The sequence below is a fragment of the Lawsonibacter hominis genome (assembly GCF_014287895.1).
Lineage (GTDB): Bacteria > Bacillota > Clostridia > Oscillospirales > Oscillospiraceae > Lawsonibacter_A > Lawsonibacter_A hominis.
Window position 1 is genome coordinate 40233 of sequence record NZ_JACOPP010000018.1, and the last position, 19742, is coordinate 59974.

Here is a 19742-nt window from a genome sequence, read left to right on the forward strand (position 1 = left end):
GATACTTTATTGAATTCATTTCGTGGAGTATCCATTTCAGTTCAGTATAACATGGATTCCATAAACCTGCCCTATCCGCAGCGGGTAGTTTTCATCGTTCAGGTTTTTCTTTTGATATCGTTGCCTTATCCGGGTGGATCAGAGTGATGGGCAGTCCCTTTTTTCTGGCGTAGTTGACGGTCATGCCCGTTCCGCTGCGGATAGAACGGTCGTTGTCATAGACCGCCAGTAAGCAGCCTGCACGGTCCACCATATACTCGTTGCGTCTCCGGTAATTGACCGCCGGGGGCGCTTCTTTATTACCCACGATAACCGTTTCCGCACTGTGCCGGATCAGAAAAGACATACGGCTGCGGCTGCGATCTTCCCAGTCTGTGTCGTGGCCCTCAAAGGGCAGAGCGATCTTCAGTTGGATCTCGCTATATTCCGGCTGTTCTTTGAGCCGCAGCAATATCTCCCCGGCCCACATATCCACACCCAGAGCGCCGCCTACCCAAAACTGGCGAAAGCCTTGCTCATAGAGCTGGATCAACTGATCCCGGATGCGTTTCTTGATCCGCTTGCAGCCGTTGTTGTTTTCATCATATTTGAAGCGAAAGCGTGTCGGTCTATGGCCGATGATGGCACAGGCAAGTCCCCTTGTCATATTGACACCTCACATAACATCGAACAAAATAGTGTTTTAATTATATATTGACGCTTTATAAGCGTCAATAATGCTTTAGGGTTAATTTTAGTATGCGCTGCCTTCGGATAAACTAATTCCGTAAGGTGGTGATAACTCTGGAATGGGATTTTGACTTTTCCGAGCGCATGGAAAACCTGTCTTATGCTATCGGATACTATCGCAAGAAAAAGGGATATTCCCAGGAACAGTTGGCAGAGATCCTTGATATTAGCCGCCAGCATCTCGCGTCCGTTGAAGCGCCCGGCATGAGTCATGGCCTGTCTCTGGATCTGCTGTTTAGGATAGCCACCGTCCTTGAAGTGGAGCCGTATCTGCTGCTGAAATTTCGACTTGAGAAGTAAGATTTTTCATTAAGATGATGATAAGTCTTTTCTCTGACCTAAATCTCTGATAGAGTGAGTCCTTCTGGGTGGTTCACAATGAACCGCTCCTGGGTCCAGCGAATGGGCGCAGTTCTCCCTTGGCGGAAGATTTTGAAATTGCCATTGATTCAGAGAGTGGTTTGTACTACATTTTGGTACAAACCACTCTCTCTTTTATTTCACGGTATAGAGATTGGAGGTGCTGCTCCCATTCGGCCTGTGCCGGGAAGCCTTTTTCAGATAGCCGTGCTGCTCCAGATCGTGCAGCGCCCGTTTGACCGTGGAGCGGGACAGCTTCATGTCCGAGGCAATGGTCTTGATGCCAGGCCAGCACTTTCCCTCGGCATCGGAGCGATCCCGCAGGTACATATAGACCGCCTTCGCTCTGGAGGGAAGCTCAGTGTCGGCGTAAATCGTTCCGAAGTAACTCATCGTTCCTCCTCTCCGAATGTCTTCATTTGCTTTCCTCTTTTTACAGCCCTCTCCTGAGCCGGAGCATGGGCGATGCCGCCCCGGCTGGATACCGCATAGCCGCGGCTTTCGTTCATCTCCTCCGGCTCACTGAGCTGCGGGAGATTCCGCTCCAAATCCACCCGGTTTGCATAGGCCACTGCTCGGTTGGCTCTCTCCGGCACGACATACGGCTCTCCGAAGGTAATGCCCCAGTTCAGGAAAAGCTGGAGCCGGGTCCGCATAGGATGTGTGCCGGTTTTCATGACAATGAAGCTGCCCTTGGGAATGGATTTCAGCTCGTCGGGCGTCAGCAGGGCACGCTCCATCATCTGGAGGCTCTGGCTGGGATCGTTCCTGCCCCGGCTCACCGAGCCGGAGAGGACGGTGCGGCTGCCCAGGGCTTTGGACAGTACTTCGGCAGTTTGGCTGTTGGGTGCAAAGCCGCCGAAGATGGTGTCCTGGCAGTTGTCCTGAATAATCTCGCAGCCCTCTTTGCCGTAGTTTTTTTCGAGCTGCGCCAGTGACTGGATGATGGGCACCAGCGTCAGCTTGCGAGAGCGTCCAGCTGAGAAAAGGGGCAGTATATCAAAGGGCGGCATGGTACCGAACTCATCACAGAACAGCACCACCCGGTTCTTCAGCTTGCCGCCGTTCTCATCGGCCACGGCGAACAGCTCCCGGCTCAGGTTCTGAATCATGAGACCGGCCATAAAGTTCTTGGTCGTGTCTTCTTCCGGCAGGATCAGGAAGATGACAGACTTCTCAGAAGCAAACTTCTCAGCGTCAATGGCGCTGTCAAAGCACAGGATCTGTTCCAGCTCGCTGTCCAGAAACGCATTCAAGCGGGACAGCACGGTGGACATGACGGAGGCCATTGCCTGCTCGGCGCTGTTGAGGGCGGCGCCGGCAAACCACCGCGCCTTGTGATCCGGCGGCAGTTTTGCCATCAGGAGTTGGAAGTGGCTCTTGCCCTTGACCCGGCTGGGCTCCAGAAGATCCTGTACCAGCTTGAATACGGATACGATATGGCGGCGCTCCTGGGGGTGGTCTTTATCGGGCGGCAGGAACTCGGCCAGCATCAGAATGACGGAGGTGAGCAGACCTTCCGCCGCATCGTAGAAGAACGCGTTCTGGCCGCGGTTGCTGTCATCGCCGTCCGGGTTGACAATGGTCTTGGACAGAATTTTGGCGTATTTCTCGGCCTTGGCACGAGCCGCAAGATTGTTCGGGTCATTCCGGGCAATGTCCATATACCGGTTGACCAGCGTCAGCAGATTATTGCCATCGGAGCGGGTGGGATTTCGCAGGTCGATCACGGCGACATTTTGATACCCATAGCAGTTCTTGGCGATGGAGCCGTAGTTGCGGGCCAGGTCGCCCTTGCTGTCCAACGCCAGCCAGCTCATGCCGCTGGCGCAGGCGTACTCCAAATTCGGATAGAGAAAATAGGCGGTCTTGCCGATACCGGAAGCGCCGATCATGAGGCAGTGGATATCGTCGCTGTCCACCAGAGCGGTGAGCTCGCCCTTCTTGCCCTTGCATCCCAGTACCAGCCCCTGCTCCGTGGGCAGGTTCTGGCCGTTGCGCCATTTCTCGACCTCAAAAGGGACATGGGCATAGGTCTGCCGGATCTCTTTGGTTGTGGCCCATCTTGCGGTGCCGTGCTGGCCGTCGCCGACCGTTTTGGATTTGATCCCGCTCAGGGTGTAGTAGTGGGACAGGCCCGCCAGACAGCCGATGACCAAAAACATCAGCCCGCCGGCGGCCAACAAAATCAGGACTTGGTGTGGCATGGTTAACCCCTTTCAGGGCACACCACTTCCTGCTCGGCATCATATTTCTGAATGCACACATCACTCTTGTTACGGCCTACTTCGGGCGAACAGGAAGTGGTGTGCGTTGTTGTTATTTACTGCATGACTTGTGCGTAGGACGGTTCCTCAGCGGTCAGATCATCATTCCAATCCTTGTGTGTGGGAATGAGCCTTTCCACCGTGTACCTCTCTGCCAGCTGTTCCTCCATGCGCCGACTGGCCAGGTGGCCAGCCTCGTCATTGTCGAGGCAGAGCAGGACGGTATTGATCTCCGGCTGCCGCTCCAGCAGCTTCAGAACCGGCTGAATGGAGGTGCCGCAGCAGGCCACATAGCTGTGGCTCTGCCAGTCCTCCGGATGGAGCGTGATGTAGGAAAGCATATCGATGGGAGCCTCAAACACATAGAGGCTTTCGTCTCTGCCGATATGGTGAAAGCTGTGGCGCGGGTCGCAGCCCTCCACATTGAGCCGGAAGGCTTTGCCGTAGCTGTTGGCACTGCGCTTGTGAGCATGGCGGGGAATACCATCTTCATCCGTACCCACGAAGACTGCGTTGTGGTACTCGGCATCCTCATACAGGAGCTTCACTCTGGCAAAGTGCGCCACAACGCTCCGGTCGATATTCCGGTGCTTGACCAGATAGGCATAGACCCGGCGCATATTGGAATTGGCCGGCGGAAGGACAAAGGGCTTCGGCGGCTCCTCTACCCGTTCTTCGGCAGAGGGATAAACCGTTCCCAGCTCGCCTCCCAGAAGCATGGTCACCGCCTCCGGATAGCTAAGGTGATAAAACCGCTGCACGAAGCTGACGGCGTGGCCGCCCCGCTCCTCGGCATGATCGTACCACTCGTTGCCGCGGATGGTGACACTATGGTCACGGGCCAGCCGTTTCTCTCTGCCGGAGGCAAGGAGCTTTTCGCCCCGGCAGCGGAGGAACTCCTCCAGATCAACGGAGGCGGCTCGCTGCTTCTGTTCTTCCGTGAAATGAATGTAAGTCGACATAGGCTCCTCCTGTTACATGGTCTGCTGATAGGATACCTGCTCCTCATGATCATCCGCCTTGTGGCCCATGGCCATCCGCTTTTCCGTCAGCCGCTTGCGCCGTTTGGAATCAATGCGAATCCCTGCCGGATTGCGAGGCGGCATGGAATTGTCCCGGAAGATCCGGCTCATGTGATGGAGCAGCTTGGTTGCCGCCAGCATGACGGACGGATCTCGGAACTGGTCAAAGCGGTCAAGGAAGAATTGAGCATACGCATTGCCCTGGGCAGCGGAGCGGGTGAACCAATCCCTGGCCTGCTCCCGATCCTGTTCCACATCCCGGCCCAGGAGATACAGCTTGCCCAGTGTGTACTGAGCAAACGGGTTTCCTTGTCTGGCGGCGGCAGTCAGGTACTCCAGAGCTTTTCTCACATCCTTCTTTACGGACTCACCGGTGAGACAGAGCTTCCCAAGGCGGTATTGGGCAAACGGATTCCCATGCCCGGCGGCCTGTCCAGCCAGCGCACCGCCTCATCGGTGCGCTTTTGAGAGAGCAGGAGCTTCCCGAGTGCGTATGCCGAAAAGTCATTTCCGGCCTCTGCGGATAAGCGAAACCAACGCTCCGCTTTTTCATGATCCCGCATGGTGGAGAGATCATCCCGGTAGAACTTTCCCAGTTGATGCGCCGCCACCGTGTATCCTTCCGCCCAGAGCTGTTCCAGCGCCCGGACGGCTTCGGCGTGTTCCTCATCCAGCGCATAGACATCCTGCAGAACCGTTTTGGCGGCACGATAGCGTCGAGCCTGTTCATATACGCTGCTGGATCGCTGCTCCTCATGTGCCGCCTCCGGCTCCGGCTCATCTTGCATTTTCTCATCTTCAAAAGTCGGGAGGCCGAGGCGGATGTTCTCGGCCTCCCGGATGATATCGTTTTTAATCCGGCGGAACTCTTTCTGCTGAGAGAGCGGGAGATGCTCCCGCGGTGTACGGCTGCCATAGCACTCGTTCAGCTCATCCCGGATCTGATTCCAGGTTTCATAGCACTTTGCTACTTCCGGCTGCCGGGCCAGCTCGTCCACGATGGTGTCCACCAATGCTTTGAGCGGTTTCTTCAGATAGCCATACTGCTTTTTCCTGGTGGTGGTTTCCAGCGCCTGCACCAGCTGGCGCATCTGCTTCTCGATGACAGGGTTGTCGCAGAGCTGATGCTCCATCTTCTGAATCAGCTCCCGCATGGTATCCTGCGCCACTTCGATCAGCTCTTTATAGGCAACATCCTTCCGCTCGTAGATCTGGATCATCTCATCCCGGAAGATGGTGTTGGTCAGCTTGGAGCGCATGGTCGCAATGCCTTCCCTGGTCAGGAAGCCCTCCTTCGGATCGTCTGACCAGACCATCATGTGGATGTGGGGGTGATGCCCCTCATTGTGGAAGGCCGCATACCAGCGGAAGTGATCAGCCGGTATCTTCATGGCCTTGGCCAGATCCTGTGCGTGCATCATGAGCAGGCCGCGCCATGCGTCCGCATTGTCGTACCCCAGCCGGGCAGCATCCTCACGGCGCAGGGAGTAGATGATGGTCCACACATTTCCGTCATGGGCTTCCAGCTCGGACATGGCTGCGTCGAGGTCTACTGCGGCGGCGGAGCTGAACAGGCCATGGGCCCCGCGGCGCTCCACACGGGGGCGGGTGGCAATGTAGGACAGGTATCCGCTCTCAGAATTTATTTCGTGGAGGTTTGCATCCAGCGCCATGGTGATGAAGGCTGATGCGGTACCAAGGGTAGGCGTCTTACGGTAATCCTCATACTCGAACAGCTCCACGGCATCAGGGAAATCATGCAGGAGCTTTTGGATCAGTTCCCGCTGTCCTTTGGTGACGGGACCGTTGCCGGTCAGCTTCTCCACACCTTCGCGGGTGGCAATGTATTTCATGTACCCGCCGGCCTTTTCGGATTTGATGTAGCCGCTTTTCTGTACGAGCTTTGCCATGAGTTACACCGACTTCTGGAAGTCCAGCGCATCCTTGAACGAGATGCGCCCGTTGGTGCGCTTCATATCCCGAATGGCGCGTCCCCGCAGACGCTGGTACTCGCCTTCGTCGATATCGGTGTCGTAGGCGATGATCTGCCCCAGCACATTGAGATCCACACCCTGCTTGAACAGGAGCGAGCCCATGCGTCCGGCAAAATTGTCCAGGGTGCCGGTGAGCATGGCGGAGAGTGCTTCGGGCAGGAAGCCGCCGGCGTTCTTCGTGTTCAGATAGCCGATGTAAAACCGGAGGGCATTCTCCACGAATTCGCTCCGGCTGGCGCAGTTGTCGAGGCGCAGGTAGATGTCTACCTTCTCGTCCAGATCCTCAGAGATCCAGAACCCCTTCTTCGTTTTTCTGCTTTCGGACTTCAGTAAAACCACTCCTTTTTTCGTCAAGTCCCCGCTGAGAACCCTTGCCACAGCGGAGCTTTTCCGCATCATAGGGTCCAACAGCTCTTTCCACCCGCCGGATTGTCCCCGCTGCGAAAAGCCGGAAACTGCCCGCACTGCGGGCAGAAGTGGGAGAGCCGGGGGCGGCATTGTCCCCGGCTCTTTCTCCTGCTTCGCTTTCGTCAGCTTCCCCCCTCCCTTGGAAAGCGGCCCAAATCCCGCATATTTCCCCAGGGTGGGGTACACGGTCGGCCAGCCGCTGAAAGCCGCACACAGCGGCTCACACGGGGCAACACGGCGCTACATCTGCATCTCCGGGGATGCCGGACTCTGCTCTGTCAGATAATCCGCACAGCACTCCTCCAAACTCTGCCCCCAATGCTCCTGACAGTAGGTGTTCATCTTGGGAATGAACAGAGCTTGTTCCTCTGGACTGAGCCGATATTTGAAGTCCAGCTCATCGCCATTGCTACACTGCAGGAACACTTCCAGTGTGTCGCAGACGCAGCCACGCTCCAGATCGTAGTTGGCGTAGATGTTCAGCCAGTCATCGTTCTCGGTGGTGTAGACATTGGTACCAAACACTTCGTCCGCATGGAACGATACTTCCATGTAGAACTCCAGCAGGTTGTCGTTCTGAATAATATCCTCCGCAAAGGAGATGTCCTCTGCACGGAGCGTCCGACTGCCGGTGAGATACTGCGGCTCCGTTTCGTATGTGACCTCTTTTCCGTGCAGACGATCCAGGAAGATACGCCACCGTTCTTTCGGCGAAGCGGTGCTTTTCTTCATGGCGAAGTAGACAGCGCTGCTGACATCCTGGATGCGAAATCGCTTCCAGCCGTCCATGATGTTGAGCGCATCGAGGTGTCCATTGTCCAGATCGATGTCGAATGCACCGACCACTTTGCCGGTGTTGTCCAGCCGCTCCGACACATATTTTTCGAACTGCTCACGGGACAGCTTCTCTCCACGAGGAAACATTTCAGTGAAGTGTGCGGGAGCATCACTGTCTGCCTTGCGGATATAGCTGCGAAGGCGTCGAGCAGTCTGGAGGAACTCAAGATTCTCCTCTGCCAGGAAGTAGTCGGAGCTGCCGCCCTCCGTGACATGGAACACCGCAAAGCGTCGGGCAGCTTCTCGTGCTTTCTGATCGTCCTGCTGCTCTTGCCGGATCTCTGCGCTGATACGCTCATACTCCTGCCCAGGAAGCTGGCGGCACATCTCATCGATGGTCTTCTCCAGATGTTCTTCCAGTGTTTCGTCTTTCAGATGCCTGTTCAGCGCATCGTACCAACGCTCGTCAATCCAGAGAGTGATGTCTTTGCTGTTCACTGCATCACCCCCATCTCCGGGCCGCTGTATTCCATCTCAGGGAACTGTGTCATGAGATACCACACCCCATCTTTCAGATTGGCAGAATGAATGGTCTGCTCCAGCAGCTCATCGGCGGAAAGCTCCATCGTGATCCCCGCAACGCCGGGATGTGCGACAGCACTCTGCCCGTCCAGAAGGGCTTCCGCTTGTGCGGCTGTCAGCTCTACAAAGCCGCAGGGTGTCATCATAGAGAAGGCTTCCCCGGCATGGTCAGTGAGAAAACTCCGAACTGTGGACGGACGGTCATGGTGATTCTGTTCCGTCATATACTCCACGGCACCCTCTTTGCGGCTCACTGTGCCACCTCCATTTCTTCTGCGGGTTTGGGCGTAACCGGCTTCGAACTGCGGCGGGATCTGGCGGGCGCAGACGCAGCTACATCGCTCTCGTCGATGTATTCACGCACCGGAGCGGGAACATATTTCTCATAGAGTTTCACCAGTGCGTCCGTCATTTCACGGTCCAGGTCGAGTTCCTTCTTGCTCATGTAGCGTTTGAGCGCCGAGAGCTTCTCCTCATCGAAGGTGATGGTCAGATTCACTTGTTTCATAGGCACATCCTTTCTCAGTCGTAGTTGATGTATTCGATCTCCAGCCAGTGCGTCCAGCCCCGGCCCTCCAGCTTCGTTTTCACCACTCCTTTTTTCGTGTTCATGGCCTCGATCACATAACCGTCACCGATATAAACACCAATGTGTCCGTCATGCCAGACAGTCAGACCGGGGGTGTCCGGCATGGTTTCAATGGGACCGGACACCGATGCAGAGTAGTACATCTGGTTGGCGCCCAGGTCAGGCATACCATTGGTAGCATATCCGATGGTCAATGTTTCAGGGTCGAGCCAGCCATAGCCTTTGATCAGTCCTACACAGTCTGTTGTCCGGCCGCCCAGCCAGTTAGCCCGGATGAAATCTGCGTAGGTACCCACGCCGTCCGGATACTGCTCCAGCTTGTAAGCGAAGAGCGAGTCAGTGAGGACATTGCCGTATGTCCCCCAGACATAACCCCAGCCGGACTCCCAAGCGTGGGTGGCATAGATCGCAAGGTCTGCTGCATTCTTAGTGGAGGGATCGGTGAAGGTGGAGATGTCCAGGTCGATGCTGGCTCCGCCACCTCGGAGATACTCGCCACCGTAACTGCCGCCTCCAGCGCTCCCTGCGATCATGGTATAGATGTGGTCGATGTTGCTTTTATCATCCTTTGTGATCGTTCTGCCTAAGTGCGCCTCCAGATTGGCGTATGCCTGGTACAGCGAGACTGGTACAGCGACGGTATATGCTTCTTCCTCTGTACTTGTGGTTCCATCCTCCAGAGTTACTTCCACAGTTCGTGTCCGGGTTTCTGTGGTGTAGAAGCACTCCACAAAGCTGTCTGCAGCACTCGCGGATGGAGCGTCCGCCCCAAAGCAGAGGGCATAAAAAACGGCCTTGACACGGATAGGGTCAAGGCCGTTGCTGCTGTCCATCTGTTCGTTGACAGAGGACACCGCCGAATCCAGAAGAGAAAAAGCCGAGCGCATCTCCTCAATGTGATACTGAAATTCCGCAGGAACATCGCTGGAAAACTCACCCCCGTAGAAGCACGCCTCCACCGAATAGTTGTTGTGTTCTGCGCCGCCGGAGCCAATGGCGCAGAGAAGAGCGATCAATAGAATGACCGGCGAAAAGATTGCCACCAGAATCCAGCCCACACCTTTTCGGGTCTTTTCATTGGTGAGGAGCATAGCGGCAGCTTTCGCCACAGCGGCAGCAGAAAGAGCCATCAGCGACCACCTGCCGATCCGAAGAGCTTCGCTTTGTAGGCCGGAGCGTGAACCTCCAGCAGGTATCGTTCATTGCCGCACTTATACAGACAGACACCCCGCTGGGGAAACTTGATGAGGTTGTACTCCGACTCCTCCAGCTGAAGCATATCCATGTAGGAACGCTTGTCGATGGAACCGGCGTTGAACAGGAACTGGTGAGGAGGGATGCTGAACAGGGGTTTTGTCATCTCACGGACGCCCTCCTGGTCGAAGTCCTCCAGATTCTGACTGGCCAGAAGCATGGCGGATTCCTTCTTTCTCACACGTTTCAGGCAGTTGCGGATGTACTCGATGGCGGTGGGATTGGACAGCCAGATATACAGCTCGTCCAGAGCTGCCACGGTATTGCCCACGGTCAGAAGTTTGTCGGACATGAAGGACAGCACGTTGAAGAGCATGGCGTTGCGTACATTTTTGCCGCACTGAGCATCCCTTTCACTCCGAACACCAGAAAGCGGCTGGAGGTGATGTTGGTGTGTCCATTGAAGAACTGAGCGTCGGCTCCCTTGCACATGGAGTGCAGGCCCAGAAGCACCTCTTGTAGGAGTTTTTCGGTATAGAGCTGGTGCTGACCGGCATCGTAGTTTTTGAATTCCTGCTCGATGAGGTCGTAAAGGTCGGAGAGAATGGGATAGTCCTCCGGACGCATCCGACTGAAGTTGGTGCGCTCGGTGATGCCGAACTTCTGATACAGCTTGGACAGCATGATCTCAATGGTATCGATATGCGCGTCGCTGAAATCCTTATAGGCCCGGAAGAAGTCCTTCAGGAAGGAGATGTGCTGGGCCAGCAGGGTGCTTTTGCGAAAGGCCTCCGGCGCATCAGTGGCATTGGGGTCGCCGCCATCATCCCAGCACTTGGGTTCCAGTACATTGATGATGTACTGTCCGGCCATGAGGTCGGCAAAGCAGCCGCCCACCGCCTCGCACATCTCCTGCTGTTCGTGTTCGGCATCCAGAGAGATGATGGACTTGCCGGACTCCAACAGGTTCAGGATGAGCAGCTTCATGAGGTAGGATTTGCCCTGACCGGAGTTGCCCAGGATCAGGATGTTGGCAGAGGTCTTGTCCTCGTCCCGCTGGTCGAAGTCCACCAGGATGTTGCTGCCGTATTTGTCTTTTCCAATGTAAAACCCTTTGGGGTCCAGCTTGCCGGAGTAGTTGAAGGGATAGAGGTTTGCCACGCTGGAGGCGGGTAGCACTCGTTCAAACTGGACGCCGAAGGCATTGTGACCGCTGGGATTGACACAGCGGAATCCCTGTTGCTGGCGAAGCAGGAGCTTGTCAACATTCAATTTGCTTCGTACCAGCTCCGTCAGCACATCGGTCTGAAGCAGCTTGAGGGTGTTGTAGTCCGAGGCGGTCAGCTCGATATAGACCGCACAGTGGAGCAGCGGCTCACGGTTGCGGTGCATGGCGGCCACCAGCGTGGCCACATCCTGCAGGTTGCTCTCGGCAGTGACTGTCTGCTGCAGGTCATTGGTGTTGGAGCTGTTCATGCGGTTTTTATTGGCTGCGTTCTGGATGATGCGCTTTTCCTCTGCGGGTGTGACCTGCCGGGTGTAGATCCGCAGGGTGATGCCGCCTTTTTCTCCCAGGTGGCGGAGGATGGCCTGCTCGTCCGTGCTGGTGGGGTATTCACGAAGCGCCCAGACGCAGCGATAGGTGTTGCCGCAGATAAAATGATCCGGCATGAAGCTGACCACAGAGGGAGCGATCATGTCCAGGAAGGACTTGATGTTTGCTTCCTCGGAGCTCTGAGACACTGGGGTTGCTCGTTTCTTTGCCATGGAATCCCTCCTTCTTATTCGCCCACAATGACCCAGCGGTCACCGTCATAATCCTCGTACTGCTCGGTGGTCACATTCTGTTCGAAGTAGACACCCAGCATCCGTTTGAGATCCTGTTCTGTGGCCCGGCGGGTGGTAAATCCGTTGTCATTGATGCTCTGCTCGATGCGGCTGAGGTACGGAAACACATCCGTCTCCTTTTCCTTCCGCAGCCGGATGATGATATAAAACTCCCGGCTGGAGGCCATCAGCACCTGAATGCGGTCCAGGTGTGTGCTGTCCTGCTCCAGAAGCTTGCGTATGGCGGGAAGCTCCTCGCAGGTCTGCCGCTCCTGATAGAAGGTCTTGTTCCGTTCAAAGGACTCCTTGGAGTTGAGTGCCAGCATCTCAATCTCAGCCTGTCCCTTGACCACATTCAGCAGAGCGTAGATTCTGGCACTGATGCTGGAGTCCGGCAGGACGCTGATGTTGGTGGGCTTGATGATGAAGAATACCAGGTCGCCCATGCGGGTGGCGATACAGTAGTCTTTGACGCTGTCGATCCCCATGAGCTGCCGGGTAGACTGGGCCGACTTATCTTTTTTCTTTCTGCTCATAATGTGATTCCTCCTTCGGAAAAGAGCGCCGGAAACAGACCGGTGCAGTGGATGGTGACGCGGCAGGTCACCGTCTTGGGGTGCTGACTGAACCAGTATTTTGCTCGGACGTTTCTTGCGCTATAGCAGCAGGAGCTTTCACACAAGCGTCCGCCCACATAGCTTTTCAGCAGGGCCCGCAGACTGCGGAAGCCGTGATAATATCTGCCGTCCTCACTGCGGCAGCACCATTTGTTTTGGGACTCGTGCCAGAAATATGCATTGTCACACTCCCAGCGTCTGCGTTTCCGGCTCCACCGAAGGGTCAACGAAGCAGACAGATCTTTTTCTTCGTATTCCCCGGCTTCCCTGAACGGGAAAGGAGGCGCAGTGCTGAACATGGTTTCGTCATAGCTCATATCACATTCTCCATTCATAAAATTGCTGTTTGGTGATCAGGAAGGCCACCGCATACCGGATAAAATCCAGAATGCTGGTTCCGTCAAACCGAATGCTGAGGAAGGCATAGACTGCCGTCAGCACCAGCGGAATAAAAATTCCGGTCTGGGAGAGCGCCAGGACAGAGAGCAAAAGCCCTACGCCGATGACGCCCACATCCTTGAGTTCCCAAAGCCACAGCATCGCTTTGGCAGTCAGGTTATCGGGATAGATGTACAGGGTAGTTCACCTCCAAGAAAAAAGCCGCCGGGGTATGTTCCCCAGCGGCCATGCGGTATCTCATTCTTCGGTTGTTTCCTCGGTCTGGTTCTGCGCCTCGTATTCGGCCAGCGCCTGTTCGATGAGTCCGATGACGAACTCCTTCTGGCTGATCTTCCGGCCACGCTTTTTTTCGGCGGCGATGAAGTTCTTCAGCCGCTGATCCAGTTCCTCAGAGATTTGGAATGCCAGGGTTTTGGTTGCTGCCATAATCGTTTTTCCTCCTTCGAAGTGTTCTTTGAGTACCAGTTCCACGTATTCTCCCAAGGTGCTCAGCGCCAGCTGCTCTTTCTCCGCAATGACCTTGGCGTGGAGGTCTGCGGGAATCATTGCACAGAGATTCTTTTTCGCATCCATGGAGCGTTCTCCTTTCTGTATTTTGCAAGCAAAGCATACTGCACCCAAGGGCAAATAGCTATTCACAGAACCCAACAAAGAAGCAAGCGTAAACGAAGCAGAAGCAACAAGCCAAGTTCAGCTTGCCAGAAGCACCAGTGAAATGCCATGGAGAACATAGTCCACGCATGGAATGGCAACACTGTTGCCCAGTGCTTTGTAGCGAGATGAGTCCGAGGCGTTGGGGATGGCTGTCCAATTGTCCGGGAAGCCCTGGAGGCGCTCACATTCCAGTGGGGTCAGCCTGCGAATCAGTTTTGGTCGGCCTGTCCCTTGCAGCACAAGATCTGTAGCGTCCTTGTGCTGACGGGCGCTCTGAGTGCTGACTACCTCGCCGTCCTTGAACACATCCACCCTCTGCCTGCTGAATACCGCATGGTGGTCGGTAGCGGTCAAGGTATAGGCGATGTCCTGCTGATAGCCAATGCCGTTCCCACCGTTTTGGGGCTGCCGGTCGATGGCATTGCCGGTGATGCAGAACACCGGCTCCTGCTCCACCAACGGCACATTGTTGCCGCCGGTACCGTACCGTGCGGACATGGTGGGAGCGACCCGATGCGGGCCGGTGTAGCGGGAGTCGATGCCGTGGTTTTCATAGACCAGCGGCTGGTGTCCGTGTTCCTGGGCTCGGAGAGTCCCTGTCACATTTACACTGCATTCCATGACGCTGCCGCCCTGGTCGTTGAGACACAAAACCGACGGCATACAGTTTCCTCCAGCGCTGCCCTTCAGCGTGGGGGCAAGTTCTTCGCCATAGCCGATACCTCCGGCGGATGCTCCGGCCCCGGCAGAGAAACCGGCAGTCAGGACGCAAGGGTAGCCTTGTCCGGCCTGACCGCCCCCTGCACTCAGGGATGTATGGCGCTCCGGCGTCAGGAAACAATCGCCGTTGCCCTTCGCCACCACTCCCTCCGCAATGAAGGTCTGCTGTTTCATTCCCGGTTGGGCTCCCAAGGCTCCGGCCACATCGTGCAGATCCCGGACTTCATCTCTCTGATTTGCCGCAAATGCAATCGGCTGGAGCAGACCATTTCGGCCTGTGGACATCCCGCAATTTACGCCAAGCGTTGCCGCAACATCGCCGGTCAAATCGCCATTGTACCCATCAAAGCCTTCCACATCATCCTTGTCTGGCTGTGTGACAAAGGTCTGCATTTGCATATTGTTAGTGGCCATCAGGGCGCCGGACACTCCGTGCAGGTTGATACCCTCATCCCTCTGGTTGATATGGTACGCTTCCAGCTTGGTCGCATCGCCGTCCGGTGGAGCGACTCCGGATTGGATTTCCAGCGCCCGTTTGAGCTTCTTTGGGAGCTCTTTCCCACGTTCAAGGGCTCGGCGCAGGATACCCAGGCAGGCTTTCCTGGTCAAATAGTATTTGTCCGGCGGATCGTCCTGCAAAATCTGCGACAAGGAAGATTCTTTTTCTTCTCTGGGGGACACCCCAGTATTGAGCGTCAATGCATCGCCACGCCAGGGAGAAATCAGTTCCCAATATGATTCGCCCAGCAGATTCCCAGCGCCCGGTGTCAGGTCGAGGGACTGAAACACCACCGACTTTAATTCGGACGATCTCCTCGAGGACGATCCGGAAGTCCTCACCTTTGGGGGTTCCGCTGGAGAAAGCTCCGGGAACATTCTCCCACACCATGAATCGAGGTCGTATATCGAGAGCTGTCCTGTTTCGTAATCGTTCTGCATTTCTCATCTCCTTTACAAGTCTGACCTGTTCCATGAACAAGCCGGAGCGCGCACCGGAGAGACCGGCACGGTTTCCGGCAACAGACAAGTCCTGACAGGGAGAGCCGCCGCAGATGATATCCACCGGCGGCAGCTTTGCACCGTCAAGCTTTGTGATATCGCCTACATGGACCATATCGGGGAATCGAAGCCGGGTCACTTCAATAGGGAACGCTTCGATTTCGCTGGCCCATACAGGAACAATGCCGTTGTGAATAGCGGCCAGCGGGAATCCCCCGATCCCGTCAAACAGGCTGCCCATGGTCAGCGTTTTCATTTGGCTACCGCCTGTACGATAGTTCTTGTGGTGGAGACTGCAGCCTGGGCAGTATAGACTGCGGACATGATGCTGGCACGGGTAGTCGTGTCCAGACCGAAGGTGCCGGCGATGCGGGGGATCTCACCTGCGGACAGCATCAGGCCAAGGCCCAGAAGCGCATTATCTTTAAACACCATCAATCCGGCTATCAATATGGTGGATTGATGGAAAGCGGTCAGGCACAGGCCGATGATCTGCTTGCACCACTGGATGAAGCCGTCGGTATAGCCACGGGGCACGCTGAACATATAGAGACTGCCTACCGCAATTTGAATCAGAAGAATACCGCCGCGCTTCAGGTTTGCAAAGAATACCTTGATCACCGCATAGGCCATCAAGATAATACAGAACAGCAGCATGATCGGGCTGGTGATGGATGCAAACCCAAAGTATGAGCCGGATGTCATGCCTGTCAGAGAATCTACTCCGCTGAGCGTATCGACAATCTCAGTTGCCACCTCGCCAATGGAGGTCCCGTATCCGGTAATTCCGGCGGTGAGGCTGGCCTGCAGCGTGACAGAGAGCTCATAGAGCCGAACCGGTACTACGGTAAACAGGCTTACCGCCATAAAGCCCTTGATGGCGTTGAGGGCAATCTCCTTGACATTTCCTCTGCCGGAGGAGTATTCGATGCCACATTCAAAACAGGCCACCACCAGGCCGGTGCCGTAGAGCGCCCAGGCCAGATAGGAGAAAAACAATACAACGCTCTGCACCCAGCTCATCTCGAACAGCTCGACGCCCATGTTCCCCATCTCGGCAAAGAAGTTTCCGAGGAAGCCCATGACCTGGCCATAGATCCAGTCAACGATTTGACCGAGGACGGTATCGGCAACAAAATCCCAAATAAACAATGGTTCGCTCACCTCTTTTCGGGGCGAGGCCGTACCAACTGCTTGGGATAAAGGGCCAGGGGCCGTACAGTTGGTACGGCCCCTGGGTCACTTACTTACATGGTTTGCTGCCACTGGGGGGCATCCGTCTGGGTCTGCTCCTGAAACACCTCCAGATAGTCCGACACCGCCTCCGTGAGCTGCTGGTAGTCCTGGCTGTTGGGATGGTAGACATACCAATCCGCTTTCCCATAGTCATCCCAGATGTAGGGGGTGATCCCGCTTTTGAAGTTCGGGTTGCTGGTATGCTTTTTGCCGAGGATGTCGGAAAGATTCAGGAGCAGCGCATCCACCTGGCCTTCGTTCCGATTCAGAATGGAGATGCGAAGACCATGGTATTGATTTGCCACAATTCCTGTGACGAACTGAATCTTTGCCCGATTCAACTCATCCAGGCGCACATAGCAGGCCCGGCCTACATAAGTGGCATCCGGATACTTCGGGGCAACGATCTTGTGAAGCTCTTGCTCAAAAAAGTTCATATGCCCTCCTTAGATGCCCACAATGTCCCAGAGATACATGGGAGCCGTCAGAGTAAACACCAGGCAGGCAAACAGAATGGCCGGAGCCGCCCACTCAAACTGACCGGACTTCCGATACTCGAAATAAGCGGTGCCCAGCTTGGCGAAGAAGAATACGGCAAGGATCAGGTCGATGGCGGGAAACACCACATTGTCGACCACCGACTTGATCTGGGTAGATGCAGTGGACCAGGTGCTTTCGACGGCGCCAGCCACATCCCCGGTACCTGCGGCGAAAGCTGTGGTCGCCATCAGGCAGGCCATTGCCAAGACCACGACCAGCATAACGATCAGGCGCTTATAGTTGAATTTACGCATAGATTTCCTCCATTGTGTTATTAAGTTGCGGGGGCGATATGCCAGTCCTCCCAGAGATCGCCGGAAATCCGGAGGGCGTCCGTGAGGTTCAGCGACAGCATTCCTGCCGGCGTCCAGCAATCCAGGAGCCAGGTATATGGCGTATAGCTTCCATCGGGATACCATATCGGTGTGAAATGGGTCGGCCGGTTATAGGTGCTGTAGGGGTTGTCCTTGAAAGCAAAGGTGGAGCGTTTGCCGCTGATGCTTCGATCCAGGAGCCTCCAAAAGCCTTCGTAGTTGAACTCCGGGAAATAGGTCACCGCATTCTGAGCCGCAGTCACGGCAGAACTCTGCGTGGTGCTGACGCTGGCTGTAACGCTCTGCTGGATGCCGTATCCGCTCTTGAGCGCAGAGGAAGATGCCGTGGGCGACAAGTTGTCCGGCGTGATGACCATAGTTGCCGTCAGGCTGGCTGTGTAGGCGTTATAGTCAAATTCCCACCAGCCCTGATCCTCCCACCAGCCGTTGTCCACCCAGTGGTACCAGCGGTCCGTGTGGGATTTGCCCTCGCTGTCCGTCCACCGATCCGTGTGCCAGCACTTCTCCCAGTTTTCAACCCACACCCAATTTTCCTGCCACCAGGGAGACCAGATGCCCCAGGAGGCAGAGGACACTTCTTCTTTCTCTGGGATATCCGCGAGGGTGAAGGTGTCGTTTCGGTCATCGGCCACGGGATTGGGCGGGTCGTTGCCGTCCAGATCCACGATGTTGGCGGTGATGGTGCTTTGCGCCGTGCCTCCGCCCAGCACCCTGACCTGAATGGTGCAGACACAGGGTTCATCGGGGGTATGCCACTTCACCCAGACCAGCTGGCTGTCGCCGTCCGGATAGTAGACATTGCTGACGGTATAGGTGCTGCCTTCGATCACAAACTGCACGGTGACCGGGTTGTCCGGGTCAGACTGCCCACCGGATACCTCCACGGAAGTGATCACATCGGTATCTACCCGGTATTCGTAGTCAAACTCATTGACATCCGGTGGTTCCAGCTCATCGTTGAAGCGAACGATGCCAATGCCCAGCGAGGAAATGATCTGCTCATTGCTTGCCTTGCTGGTGGTACTGCCCGACCAGGCGGGATACCCAAGGTCGGCTTCCTCCAGAAAGATGGCCAGCGGCAGGTTCTGGTGGGTCAATGAGCCCATCCAGTATCGGAGATCACCACTAACCACTTGGTCATAGAGAGCGGCTTCGGTGGCAGTCATTGCAAACTGCTGTCCGTCGTAATTCAGGTATGCAATCGGCTCAATGACGATTTTGTAGTCGCCATTGATCAGAGTGTCGAAGTTCATGCCGACATAACCCGCCAAAGAACGAATGACCTGCTCATCTGTGAAGTAGCTGCGGATAGCATCAATGCTGGCCGGATAGCTGCCGGAGGAAATGATGCGGGGCAAACTTTGAGAGGGATTTCGATACGAATAACCACCCACAACCGGCGAAAGCGTTCTCCCACTGTTATAGGTCAGTTTACAGACCTTCCCAAAATGGATGATGCCAGTCGAGGGGGATTTGTTGGTAAGATCGACAGGCGTTGTCACAATGGCATGGCTTTCTGCGTTTATCACAGTAACTCTCACGCCATCCATGCCGGGATTCCAATAGCTTGAAGAATTACCATTGCCCATATTGCCGCCACCGCCGTCGATATTTCCCTCGCCGGTGGCGGCAAATGCAGGCATGGTCGTTCCCACCAGAATGGCAAGAGACAAAAAGAGTGCAAGAATTTTTCTCATGCAGGACTCCTTTCTGCAAAAAAATAGCGCAGCCGTTTCCGACTGCGCCGTGGGCGAGTGGAGATGTTATTCTCCACCCATGATCCCAATCTTATTTCCGTTTTCATACATATCGTCCAGAGTACCACCCTCGTTGGCACCGCTGTTCTCCACATAGCCGAAGCCGGGTACATAGACCTGACCGGAGCTGTTGGTGCTTCCGGCAGCAGGCTCCGTTTCGGTGGGGGTGACTGTGGGCGGCTCCTCATAGGTGGGCGGCTCCTCATCCTCGGTTTTGCGTTCCTCCTCCGGTACATCTTCTGCATCGTGATCCTCCGGCAGAGTCGAGGTTCCGGCGGGGGCTTCCGGCTTTTCAGGCTGCTCCGGTTTGACCGGGTCGGCCTGGATCGTCTGCTCCAGGCCGCTGGAGTCAGCACCCTGGGCGGGATCTGTTTTGGATTCGTCCGGCACATCTACCTGGATGTCCATATCGGTCTGGTCATCGCTGTTGATATTCACATCCGGGTCGCCGCTTTGTGCCGGCTCATCGGATACCACGCCGGAAGGAACTTCGGCGTTTCCGCTGAACCGGGTGGCGATTCCAACCGCAACAGCCACACAGAGCAGGCAGCCGATGGAGATGAGGATAATTTTCTTCGTCTTTTCTGTCATAGTGCATACCTCCTTGAACCGTTTTCCGGACTGTAAAGTTAAATGAAAGTTGAAGACCCGTCAGCCCTTCTGGTACAATGGTTTCACCACAAAACACATGTACTCTCGAAAGGAGACGAGTCTTCGTGGCAAGATTATACCAACT

Annotated in this window: 21 protein-coding genes and 2 pseudogenes; 1 reads left to right on the plus strand and 22 read right to left on the minus strand. The window is 55.6% G+C overall.

The genetic code is table 11. The features are described 5' to 3' along the window. Positions 1 to 91: 91 nt before the first annotated feature. On the minus strand, positions 92 to 646 hold the full coding sequence (locus tag H8S57_RS12160) for an SLOG family protein (RefSeq protein ID WP_186908319.1): 555 nt from the start codon (positions 644 to 646) through the stop codon (positions 92 to 94). A 125-nt stretch (positions 647 to 771) separates the two neighbouring features. Between H8S57_RS12160 and H8S57_RS12165 the strand changes: the two genes are divergently transcribed. Then, entirely contained in the window at positions 772 to 1029 is a 258-nt protein-coding gene (locus H8S57_RS12165) for a helix-turn-helix domain-containing protein (protein ID WP_369807622.1), read from the plus strand. Positions 1030 to 1224: 195 nt separating this feature from the next. Here the strand turns inward: H8S57_RS12165 and H8S57_RS12170 are convergent, their stop codons facing one another. The 21 genes and pseudogenes from H8S57_RS12170 to H8S57_RS12270 all read right to left on the minus strand — a co-directional run bounded on the left by H8S57_RS12170 (position 1225) and on the right by H8S57_RS12270 (position 19597). Further along, positions 1225 to 1482 (minus strand): helix-turn-helix domain-containing protein, encoded by a 258-nt coding sequence (locus H8S57_RS12170; protein WP_006572730.1) that lies wholly within the window; start codon positions 1480 to 1482, stop codon positions 1225 to 1227. Next, positions 1479 to 3296 carry a type IV secretory system conjugative DNA transfer family protein gene (locus H8S57_RS12175; RefSeq protein WP_186908320.1) on the minus strand — a complete coding sequence of 606 codons (1818 nt, stop codon included), beginning with the start codon at positions 3294 to 3296 and terminating at the stop codon, positions 1479 to 1481. The genes H8S57_RS12170 and H8S57_RS12175 overlap by 4 nt, the downstream gene beginning before the upstream one ends. A 116-nt stretch (positions 3297 to 3412) precedes the next feature. Continuing rightward, positions 3413 to 4318: a DUF3991 and toprim domain-containing protein gene (locus H8S57_RS12180; protein WP_186908321.1), complete on the minus strand. Its 906-nt coding sequence runs from the start codon at positions 4316 to 4318 to the stop codon at positions 3413 to 3415. Between the two features lie 12 nt (positions 4319 to 4330). Next, positions 4331 to 4729 carry a tetratricopeptide repeat protein gene (locus H8S57_RS17400; RefSeq protein ID WP_369807623.1) on the minus strand — a complete coding sequence of 133 codons (399 nt, stop codon included), beginning with the start codon at positions 4727 to 4729 and terminating at the stop codon, positions 4331 to 4333. 8 nt (positions 4730 to 4737) lie between these two features. Continuing rightward, the gene (gene mobP3 / locus H8S57_RS12185; protein ID WP_243204811.1) at positions 4738 to 6288 is read right to left on the minus strand and encodes a MobP3 family relaxase; all 1551 of its coding nucleotides are present in this window, start codon (positions 6286 to 6288) and stop codon (positions 4738 to 4740) included. Positions 6289 to 6291: 3 nt separating this feature from the next. Continuing rightward, the gene (locus H8S57_RS12190) at positions 6292 to 6711 is read right to left on the minus strand and encodes a hypothetical protein (RefSeq protein WP_087295557.1); all 420 of its coding nucleotides are present in this window, start codon (positions 6709 to 6711) and stop codon (positions 6292 to 6294) included. A 309-nt stretch (positions 6712 to 7020) separates the two neighbouring features. Further along, entirely contained in the window at positions 7021 to 8055 is a 1035-nt protein-coding gene (locus tag H8S57_RS12195; RefSeq protein WP_186908322.1) for a hypothetical protein, read from the minus strand. Further along, positions 8052 to 8393 carry a hypothetical protein gene (locus H8S57_RS12200; protein ID WP_087293628.1) on the minus strand — a complete coding sequence of 114 codons (342 nt, stop codon included), beginning with the start codon at positions 8391 to 8393 and terminating at the stop codon, positions 8052 to 8054. Before H8S57_RS12200 ends, H8S57_RS12195 begins: the two co-directional genes overlap by 4 nt. Then, positions 8390 to 8647 carry a DUF6103 family protein gene (locus H8S57_RS12205; protein ID WP_087293630.1) on the minus strand — a complete coding sequence of 86 codons (258 nt, stop codon included), beginning with the start codon at positions 8645 to 8647 and terminating at the stop codon, positions 8390 to 8392. Before H8S57_RS12205 ends, H8S57_RS12200 begins: the two co-directional genes overlap by 4 nt. A gap of 14 nt (positions 8648 to 8661) precedes the next feature. Continuing rightward, a complete protein-coding gene (locus H8S57_RS12210; protein ID WP_186908323.1) occupies positions 8662 to 9858 on the minus strand; it encodes a hypothetical protein in 1197 nt (398 codons plus the stop codon). After that, positions 9858 to 11689, minus strand: a pseudogene (locus H8S57_RS12215) (VirB4 family type IV secretion system protein). Before H8S57_RS12215 ends, H8S57_RS12210 begins: the two are co-directional and overlap by 1 nt. Positions 11690 to 11703: 14 nt before the next feature. Then, on the minus strand, positions 11704 to 12285 hold the full coding sequence (locus tag H8S57_RS12220) for a hypothetical protein (protein ID WP_087295689.1): 582 nt from the start codon (positions 12283 to 12285) through the stop codon (positions 11704 to 11706). Next, positions 12282 to 12683: a hypothetical protein gene (locus H8S57_RS12225; protein ID WP_186908324.1), complete on the minus strand. Its 402-nt coding sequence runs from the start codon at positions 12681 to 12683 to the stop codon at positions 12282 to 12284. Before H8S57_RS12225 ends, H8S57_RS12220 begins: the two co-directional genes overlap by 4 nt. A gap of 1 nt (position 12684) precedes the next feature. Further along, a complete protein-coding gene (locus H8S57_RS12230) occupies positions 12685 to 12942 on the minus strand; it encodes a hypothetical protein (protein WP_186908331.1) in 258 nt (85 codons plus the stop codon). Positions 12943 to 13002: 60 nt separating this feature from the next. Next, positions 13003 to 13338: a hypothetical protein gene (locus tag H8S57_RS12235; protein WP_087295694.1), complete on the minus strand. Its 336-nt coding sequence runs from the start codon at positions 13336 to 13338 to the stop codon at positions 13003 to 13005. A gap of 117 nt (positions 13339 to 13455) precedes the next feature. Continuing rightward, a pseudogene (locus H8S57_RS17405) lies at positions 13456 to 15394 on the minus strand (DNA cytosine methyltransferase). Further along, complete coding sequence (locus tag H8S57_RS12250) at positions 15391 to 16290, minus strand: conjugal transfer protein TrbL family protein (RefSeq protein WP_186908333.1); 900 nt, start codon at positions 16288 to 16290, stop codon at positions 15391 to 15393. Before H8S57_RS12250 ends, H8S57_RS17405 begins: the two are co-directional and overlap by 4 nt. Before the next feature lie 95 nt (positions 16291 to 16385). Then, positions 16386 to 16811: a hypothetical protein gene (locus tag H8S57_RS12255; RefSeq protein ID WP_186908325.1), complete on the minus strand. Its 426-nt coding sequence runs from the start codon at positions 16809 to 16811 to the stop codon at positions 16386 to 16388. A 9-nt stretch (positions 16812 to 16820) separates the two neighbouring features. Next, positions 16821 to 17168: a DUF3852 domain-containing protein gene (locus H8S57_RS12260; RefSeq protein WP_186908326.1), complete on the minus strand. Its 348-nt coding sequence runs from the start codon at positions 17166 to 17168 to the stop codon at positions 16821 to 16823. Between the two features lie 20 nt (positions 17169 to 17188). After that, on the minus strand, positions 17189 to 18946 hold the full coding sequence (locus H8S57_RS12265) for a DUF8193 domain-containing protein (protein WP_186908327.1): 1758 nt from the start codon (positions 18944 to 18946) through the stop codon (positions 17189 to 17191). Between the two features lie 66 nt (positions 18947 to 19012). Further along, positions 19013 to 19597: a DUF6550 family protein gene (locus H8S57_RS12270; RefSeq protein WP_186908328.1), complete on the minus strand. Its 585-nt coding sequence runs from the start codon at positions 19595 to 19597 to the stop codon at positions 19013 to 19015. Positions 19598 to 19742 lie beyond the last annotated feature (145 nt).